Annotated in this window: 9 protein-coding genes; 4 read left to right on the plus strand and 5 right to left on the minus strand. The window is 61.4% G+C overall.

Annotated elements, in window-relative coordinates; genetic code table 11:
• Window positions 1-61 precede the first annotated feature (61 nt).
• Both NW853_RS08320 and NW853_RS08325 read right to left on the minus strand, forming a co-directional pair.
• The gene (locus tag NW853_RS08320) at window positions 62-2,389 is read right to left on the minus strand and encodes an endonuclease MutS2 (protein ID WP_414348777.1); all 2,328 of its coding nucleotides are present in this window, start codon (window positions 2,387-2,389) and stop codon (window positions 62-64) included.
• A 97-nt stretch (window positions 2,390-2,486) separates the two neighbouring features.
• The gene (locus NW853_RS08325; protein WP_414341549.1) at window positions 2,487-2,663 is read right to left on the minus strand and encodes a hypothetical protein; all 177 of its coding nucleotides are present in this window, start codon (window positions 2,661-2,663) and stop codon (window positions 2,487-2,489) included.
• A 156-nt stretch (window positions 2,664-2,819) separates the two neighbouring features.
• Between NW853_RS08325 and NW853_RS08330 the strand changes: the two genes are divergently transcribed.
• The 4 genes from NW853_RS08330 to NW853_RS08345 all read left to right on the plus strand — a co-directional run bounded on the left by NW853_RS08330 (window position 2,820) and on the right by NW853_RS08345 (window position 4,737).
• The gene (locus tag NW853_RS08330) at window positions 2,820-3,224 is read left to right on the plus strand and encodes an NIL domain-containing protein (RefSeq protein ID WP_414334372.1); all 405 of its coding nucleotides are present in this window, start codon (window positions 2,820-2,822) and stop codon (window positions 3,222-3,224) included.
• A 99-nt stretch (window positions 3,225-3,323) separates the two neighbouring features.
• Window positions 3,324-3,545: an NAD(P)H-quinone oxidoreductase subunit L gene (gene ndhL / locus NW853_RS08335; protein ID WP_414334345.1), complete on the plus strand. Its 222-nt coding sequence runs from the start codon at window positions 3,324-3,326 to the stop codon at window positions 3,543-3,545.
• A 27-nt stretch (window positions 3,546-3,572) separates the two neighbouring features.
• Entirely contained in the window at window positions 3,573-3,908 is a 336-nt protein-coding gene (locus NW853_RS08340) for a DUF3007 family protein (protein WP_414348778.1), read from the plus strand.
• Window positions 3,909-4,116: 208 nt separating this feature from the next.
• Complete coding sequence (locus tag NW853_RS08345) at window positions 4,117-4,737, plus strand: response regulator (protein WP_414334341.1); 621 nt, start codon at window positions 4,117-4,119, stop codon at window positions 4,735-4,737.
• Here NW853_RS08345 and NW853_RS08350 read toward each other — a convergent pair.
• The 3 genes from NW853_RS08350 to NW853_RS08360 form a co-directional block, all read right to left on the minus strand.
• Entirely contained in the window at window positions 4,717-5,769 is a 1,053-nt protein-coding gene (locus tag NW853_RS08350) for a sensor histidine kinase (RefSeq protein ID WP_414348779.1), read from the minus strand. The genes NW853_RS08345 and NW853_RS08350 overlap by 21 nt on opposite strands.
• A 577-nt stretch (window positions 5,770-6,346) precedes the next feature.
• Window positions 6,347-7,075 carry a DUF2993 domain-containing protein gene (locus NW853_RS08355; RefSeq protein WP_414334337.1) on the minus strand — a complete coding sequence of 243 codons (729 nt, stop codon included), beginning with the start codon at window positions 7,073-7,075 and terminating at the stop codon, window positions 6,347-6,349.
• 119 nt (window positions 7,076-7,194) lie between these two features.
• A partial coding sequence (locus NW853_RS08360; RefSeq protein ID WP_414348780.1) for a VWA domain-containing protein occupies window positions 7,195-8,184 on the minus strand: 990 nt, incomplete at its 5' end.

Here is an 8,184-nt window from a genome sequence, read left to right on the forward strand (position 1 = left end):
GCGGCAAAGTGTCTTAACCTTGTTGGAAACGACCGTAAGTGAGTTTGAAACAGCCCAACCCTCACCGCAAGTGGGCCACGGTCGCGCCGGTGCCGCCGTCTTGGGGATCCGCTGGGGCAAACCTCTGGACGCGGGGGTGATTTTGTAAGTAAGCTTGTACGCCGGCCCGCAAGCGCCCGGTGCCGTGGCCGTGGATGATCCAGACAGGGCCGGGGGGAGCTTGGGCAAAGTGCTGTTCCAGAATGGCCTCGGCATCGGCCACGGTTTTCCCCCGCAGATCGAGGGTGTTCTGGCTGGTGCGCAGGTTGAGGGGAGCGGTGGCTGCTGGGGCGGGAGGTGGGGCCTTGGGGCGTTGGCGCTGCTGGGCCTGCTGCTCGTCAATGGGATCCAACTGCTCCCGCGGCACCGTGAATTTGAGGATGCCGCTGCGCACCACATACACATCCCCTGTGACGGCGATCACCTCTCCCGTCTGCCCCAGGCCTCTCAGCCGCACCCGATCCCCCACCTCTGGCACAAACTCCCTATCCGCAGGCGGCGGCGAGGGAGAGTAGCGCTGCTGGATTTGCGCCAGCTCGGCCGTGATGCGCTGGGGATCCTCTCCCTGCTGCAATTTGCGGATGGCGGCGGCCACTTCCTGACGGGCGGCAGCCAACAGGGCTTGCAGACCTTGGTTTTGCTTGTGCTCCAGTTGGGCTTCCCGCTCGGCCATTTGGCGGCTGCGCTGCTGCATTTGCTGATATAAGCTCTCCAGCTCTCGATGCAGGGCTCCCACCTGGGCTGCCCGCGCTTCCAATTGGGCCCGCTGCGCTTCCAGCCCGGCAATCACCTGATCCACCTGGCTTTCTCCCTGCAGGTGCTGCTGGGCCCGTTGCAGGATCTCGGGATCCAGGTGCAGCCGTCGGGCGATGGCCAAGGCATTGGAGCGACCGGGGATCCCCCACAACAGGCGATAGGTGGGGGCCAGGGTGGTCTCGTCAAACTCCACCGAAGCATTTTCAAAGCCGGGATGTTGGTACTTCAGGGCCTTCAGCTCGCCGTAGTGGGTGGTGGCCAAGGTGAGCAACGCCTTTTCCGAGAGATACTCCAACAGCCCAGCCGCCAGGGCGGCGCCTTCTGTGGGATCCGTGCCCGCCCCCACCTCATCCAGCAGGACAAGGGCCGGCGCCGGGTCGGACTGCAGAACCCGCACCATGCGGCTGATGCGGTGGATGTGCCCCGAAAAGGTGGAGAGATTTTGTTGCAGGGATTGCTCGTCGCCGATGTCGGCATAAACGCCATCGAACCAGGGCAGTTGGGGCGGATCCTGAGCCGGCAGGAAGATCCCCGCCTTGGCCATCAGCGCCAACAGCCCCAAGGTTTTCAAGGCAACGGTTTTGCCGCCGGTGTTGGGGCCGGTGATAACCACGACACGAATGGACTCCGAGAGGGTGAAGTCGATGGGGATCACCTCCGCGCCCTGGCCTTCTGCGCGGCACTGCCACAACAGCAGAGGGTGGCGGGCCTGCCGCAGGCGCAGTCCTGCCGAGACAAACTGGGGGCGATGGCCGTCCAGCCAGAGACTGTAGCGGCCACGGGCCAAGGCCACATCCAGCCCCACCATCACCGCCTGCAGATGCTCCAAATCCTCGGCAACAGATCCCACCTGGGCCGAGAGGGCGGCCAAGATCCGCTCTTCCTCTGCCTGAATCTGAGCTTGGGTTTCCCGCAAGCGGTTGCCCAGTTCCACCACCGCATAGGGCTCCACATAGAGGGTGGCCCCGCTGGCAGAGCTGTCGTGCACAATGCCGCGGATGAGATCCCGCTGGGCGGCCTTCACCATCAGCACAAACCGCCCCTGCCGCTGGCCGATCAGGGTATCCTGTAGCGCCTGGGGGTACTGGCTCATCAACTGTTGCAGGCGCTCTTGGATCTGGCTGCGTTGCTGCCGTTGCTGCCGGCGCAGATCGGCAAGGACGGGGCTGGCACTGTCCCGCACCTCCCCCTGCTCCTCCAGACAGCGAAAGATCTCCTGCTCCAGTTCCGGGTAGGTGCGTAGGTCACTCACCCCAGCCTGCAGGCGGGGCAGACAGTCCTGGTCATCGATCAAACGGCGGATGCGGCGGGCGGATCCTAGAGTTGTAGCAACCTGCACCAGCTCTTCCCCGCTCAGGATCCCTCCCCGTTCGGCTCGTTCCAAGGCCGGCAGCAAGTTGTGGATCCCTGCCATGGAAACTCCGCCCGCCTGCGAGCGATCGAGGCGGATCGCCTCTTCAGTCTGCTCAAGATAGGCTTCGCTGTCGGCGCGACTCTGCCAGGGATCCAGCTCCAAGCAGGCGCGGCGGCCCAGCGGCGTGGCGGCAAAGGTGGCCAAGTGCTGACAGAGGCGGGGCCACTCCAGCAGTTCCAAAGTTTCTTGGCGGAGGGAGGAATCAGGCTGAGAAGAGACCGGAAGAGGGCACAAAGGGTTGGCCGTAGGCATTACTGAACCCATTGGCGATTCCAGATCAACGATTCCGGGAAGAACGGAGCTGCAATCGCTTCATCTCTTGCAAAAACTGCCGCTGATAGTTGAGGAAAGCAGTGTGCCACTCGCGGAAGCGACGCTCGCCATCACGCACCAACATCTGCCGATAGTGCTCGGAGTTGAGGCAGGGCTGGGCCGAGTTCATGGGGATCAACAAAAACGCTCTGATCCCATTGTGACAGGCTGCGGGACGCCCTTCACAGCTTCCGTGGGATCCCGCCTCCCTGCTTCTGCCCATGCAGGACGGGAGGATGCCGCCAGCAGCCTGCCATACTGGAAGAGTCACGGCACCTCAGATACTCAGGCCAAACTCGTGCGCAAACGAGTCACCCTAATCTTTCCCCGCCATTTGGTGAATGTCCCCGTCACCTATCGATTGGCCAAAGATTTTGATGTGGCCGCCAATATTGTGCGCGCCAGGGTAGCCCCCAACGAAGTGGGAACCTTGGTGGTGGAGCTCTCAGGGGACATCGACCAGGTGGAGGCTGGATTGGAGTGGGTACAGTCTCTGGGCATTGAGGTGGCCGAACGGGCCGAGGCAATTCAGATCGACCCCGATTTGTGTGTGGACTGCGGCTTGTGTACCGGAGTCTGCCCCACGGAGGCCCTCAGGATTTCCGCTCCCGACTGGAAACTGGAGTTCTCCCGCAACCGCTGTGTCATGTGCGAACAATGCGTTCCCACCTGCCCTGTTGGGGCGATCAGCGCGAGCCTGTGATCAGTTGGCCGAGTTGCCGACTCCCGCAAGCCGACAAATCCCTTTACAATGCTGTTAGATTTGTTTGACACGGTCAAATAGCTGCGGGACGTACTCGACATGGCTTCTACCCCATCGTTGATTTGGGCAACTTATGCCGGTTTGGCAATACTCTATCTGCTGGTGTTGCCGCTGTTGTCTTTGCTGTATGTGGACAAACGCTGGACTTCGGCTGGCGCTTGGGAAAAGGTGCTGATGTTTTTCTTAGTCTTGTTTTTCTTTCCCGGCATGGTGCTGGTGGCTCCCTTCATGACATTTCGACCCAAGCCTCGGTCGCTGTGAGGCCGGCCATTTGTCGATTACCGGGTCATGCGCAGATTGGATGTTCTTGGCGTCGGCCTAGGCCTGCTGTTGGGGGGCGGCGGCCTCTACGGCCTGCTGCTTTGGGCGGGCTTAGACACGGGGGCTGCGCAGCAGATATCCAGCGTGGTGCTTTTGCTGGCGTGCTTGGGCTGGACTTTGGGCTACCTGAGGCGGGTGCTGCGTGGGGAAATGACCTTGAAGGCTCAGTGGGCCAGCTTCGAAACCCAGCAAATCCAAGAGAAGCTCCATTCGCTCTCTGCGGAAGAGTGGCAGGCCCTACAAGCTGAATTGGCAGCCGAGCCAGAAGGGATCCCTGATGGGGTTGAGCAAGACAAAAATTGAGGCCACCGGACAGGCCGCGCCCAAAAGTTCGCTGGTGGGGCTCCGGGGTGGGCGCCCAGAAGGTTGGGTTTCCACAGCAGCACTTGTATATCCGGTTACTATTTGCTCCTCTTGAGAATGCTACATTACGCTCCGTGCGCGATTCTGACGTATGACGGATCAGCGGGTAGAGCAAGCCTTTAACTTTCCTTCTACATTTTCATCCCCTATGAGCAAAGCCATACTGCTGGCTCAGGGCCAAGCCTCACAAGTTCATCTCTGGAAGTTGGGACTGGAGTCGCAGGGACACTCTGTGGTGCTGGTTTCCCCCTGTGAAGCGTTGCTGGAGGTGGCAACCAGTCAGCCTCTGGATCTGGATCTGATGGTGGTGGACATGACGACGGGGCTGTTTAACCCCTATGCCTTTTGCCGAGAGTGCCAAAGCAAGCTGCCCAATATCCCTGTGATCCTGACTCATTATCCCGGTCGCCACATCGAGCCGGCAGAGCGACGCTGGGCAATTTATCAGGGGGCAGCGGATGTAATCCCTGGCTTGGCCGAGGCCGGGGATATTCTCCACTCCCTCGAGCGAGTTTACGAGGCTGCCAGATGGTTCTGGCCTATTGACACGGAGGCACTCTACAGGGCTCTGGAGCAAGCGGGTTTGTGGCCTGGCAAGGTCAGCCGTACATCCTCTTCCTCCACTCAGGCGCATCCTCCCACTGCCTCTTTACAACCCATCACAGCAGAAGAAAAACCAGGGCAAAAAGACTCGACCCCACAGATGAAGTACCGATTGATGTATCGGGGCCGCCCTGTTGGTGGGGCCTTAACTCAGCACCAGGGCTAGGGTGGCGCCCTGGGATCCTGTCTCGATCAACCGCAAGTCACCCCCGTGGGCTTGCAGGATGCGCTTGGCAATGTACAGTCCCAGACCTCCCGATCCGGTTGGGTAGCGCTGGCCGGCGATGTGGATGGGCTGGGCGATGTAGGGCTGGGCCAGCTCTTCCAGGGGAGCCGGCAGGCCAGGGCCATCATCCCGCACCTGGATCTGGCGAGGGCTGACGGTCAGCACCACCGCATGGCGGGCGTAGCGCAAGGCGTTGTCCACGAGATTCACCAGCGCCCGTTCCAGCTCGGCCTCATCGGCGTTGCCCCAGCCCTCTCCTTCCACGCGCAGGTCGATCCCCCGTTCTTGGGCCAGGGATCCCATGCGTTCGGCCACTCTTCTGGCCAAGGATCCCAGATCGCAAAGACGAGGGTGCAGCTCGATCTCGCCCCGCTCCAGGCGGTGGGCCTCCACCATTTTTTGCACCAGCGCCAGGTTGTGTTGGTTCTCCTCCAGGATGCGATCCAGCAGGGCAAGCCGTTCCCGGGGATCCAACTGCTGCTCCTGCTTGAAGGCGCTCAGCAGATGTCCAAAGGCGATGAGGGGAGTTTTCAAGTCATGCACCAAGGTGGCGATGAAGGCCTCCCGCCGCAACTGGTCGATCTGGATCTGGCGCAGCAAATGGGCAAAAGCCTGCCGCAGGATTAGGGCCTCTTGGGGATCCTGGGGACGAAGCAGCAAATTCCAACGGGCCGGCTGGTTGATCAAGGTTTCTAGGTGGGCCAACTCGCGGGCCAGCAAGGTGAGGGGGCGCAGGATCAAAGAAGACAGGACATAGCCCACCACCGCGGATAGTACCGCCAGCAACGGGATCCACAGCAGCAGCAGAATGATCCCTTCGGCACTAAATTGCGTGTCGGGCCAGATCCACTGCACCGACAGGATGAACACCAAGTTGGGGACAAAGGAAAGGCTGGCAATCACCAGCGCCACCTGCGTGCGCAAGCTGTGGGGAAAGCGGCGACGCCAAAACTCAAGGAGGCGGTGTCTCAAGGGGGAATGGAAGAGAGGCTTAACTTGAATTAGGCCAGAGACCAGCAGAGGGGTCAAGAGGGCCGGCGAAAAACAGGGGCACTCCCAACTGAACTGGGATCCCTGACACCCGATCCCTGCCGGGCAAAGAGTTGCGCCAGGCGCTCTGTCCCAGCCTGAATTCAAATCCAGAGCTGATTGGGACGCCTGGAGTGCTGAGAGAAGTCTTCCAGCCCCTAGGGTTATAGTCGTTTCAAACAGGATTGAGACACTTTGTCGCCAACCCAAGCGCTCCGCGCCGCTACCCTCACCCCCAACCCCTCTCCCAGAGGCCCTCACCCCCAACCCCTCTCCCAGAGGGAGAGGGGAGTTAGAACAGCGTTGTGTAGCAACAACGACGTAGAGAAACGTTGCATTGCCATTTGAAATGACTATAAAACCCGGCGGGCCTGGGCATGGGCGCGGCGTCCCCGTCGGGATTGGGATCGCGTGAATAGGCCATGAAAAAACCTCTGGGAGTCTGTCCGTGTTTCGACCCCAGAGGCTTCTTCTCTTCACTCCTCACCACTATTGAGGGTAGCTGCCCGCCGAAAGGTTGTCAAGCATTTTCCCATTGCGGTTGGCGCATGGGAAAGTGTGCCAGGGTGGCGCTGCCGTACAGAACCATCTGCCGGGGCTGTAGGTTCACCCGATCTACCCGCAGCTCCGTACCCCGCAAGGCCAACTGATCCAAGTCCAGAAGCCCATTCAGGTGATCGACCAAGGCCCGGCTCAACGCCAGCTCCGCCTCTGTATCACCCACAAACATCGGATCTGTAAAGCGGATGCGACGCTGCTCCACCACCTCAACCTGGGCGGAAAAACCAACGCGGAGAGACCTGGCCTCTGCTTGCTGTACGTTTGCCTGCAATTCCAGTCGACGCGCCGGAGTGATGGCGATACGAACGTGGTGGAAGGATAGGGATTTGCCATCCTGCCCTACCAAGGCCAGCCTGTTCAGCACAAAAGGCGTGTTGAAGGATTGGGCCAGATCGGCTTCGCTCAGCACCACCCGCATCGTGGCCTGTACCGGCTGGCGCAGCTTGATCTTCCCCTGCCAGATTTGGCTGAAATCAATGGCCACAGCATTGCAAAACAGCTCTAGGGCCGAAAGCCTCAGGCCGTTGTACATCTGCAGGTGCTGGCCCAACAGCTCAAAGCTGTCGATGCGTCCTTGCAACAGCTTGGCGACAGGCTCGACTCGCACACGCGCCTCCAGCCGCTCTACCTGCTTGAAGAGAGCGCGAATGGCTGCGCTCACGCCCCGACTGACCCAGTCAACAGCCATAGGATTCTCAAGGAGCAGTTCCGGCAGGAGTCCTGTAGTCATAGGGCAAGGTGAAGAGCGCCTACAGAGATCATAACCAACCATTAAGAAAAGTTACAAACACCGCCGCGGCTGCTCCTTCAGAGAGAAGTGCGTCCTTCTTGAATGGCCGAGCGGGCCACGGCTGCAATTCCCTGGTCGGTGGCGCGGGGCAGATGAAAGTACCGCCCGCCCGCCAGTTCCGCCAGCTCGGCGCCAAAGCCGGTGGTTACAAAGCGGCTCTGCGAGTCGATGAAAAGCAGCTTCAATCCCAGGGCACGGATGCGCAGGGCGATCTCCCGCAGCTCCTGCTTCAGGTCGATGGGATCGCCTTCGCTGCGTCCCAGGGAGCGGCTGAGGGGGATGTTGCCCCGGCCATCGGTGAGGGCCACCAGCATCACCTGACCCACGTCGCCGCTGGCGCGGGCGTTGACCCCTAGGCGCACCGCTTGGGTGAGGGCATGGGCCAGTGGGGATCCCCCGCCACAGGGCAGGGATTCCAGGCGGCGGCGGGCCAGCTCGATGGAGCGGGTGGGGGGCAGCAGCACTTCGGCAGCCTCGCCACGAAAGGCGATGAGGGCAACCTTGTCGCGGTTTTGGTAGGCCTCGGTCAGCAGGCGCAGGGCGGCGCCTTTGGCCGCTTGCATGCGGTTGAGGGCCATGGAGCCGGAGGCATCCACCACAAAGATCACCAAGGCTCCAGCTTTGCGGGCCAGCTTTTTGGCGCGGATGTCGCCGGGCTCGACGATGACGGCCCGCCCCGGCTGCCGCAGGCGGCGACTTTTCTGGTAGGGGGCAGCAGCCCGCAGGGTGGCATCGACGGCGATGCGGGGGTTGGCGCCCTGGGGCAGAATCGGCTTGATGTAACGGCCCCGGTCGGCGCTGAACACCAGGCTGCGGGATCCCGTTTTTCCCTGCTGGTTCAGAGATTGGGCGAAGGCCAAGAGGCGCGGGTCGAGGGCCACCTGCTCAGGATCGAAGAAAAACTCCTGCGGCAGGCTGAGATTTTCCGGCTGGGGATCCGTTTCCTCCTTGTCCTCACCGGCGTTGTCGGGGTCTGGCGGCGGGGGATCCGGCTGTTGCGATTGGGG

The sequence above is a fragment of the Synechococcus sp. H55.11 genome, from assembly GCF_047462475.1.
GTDB lineage: Bacteria > Cyanobacteriota > Cyanobacteriia > Thermostichales > Thermostichaceae > Thermostichus.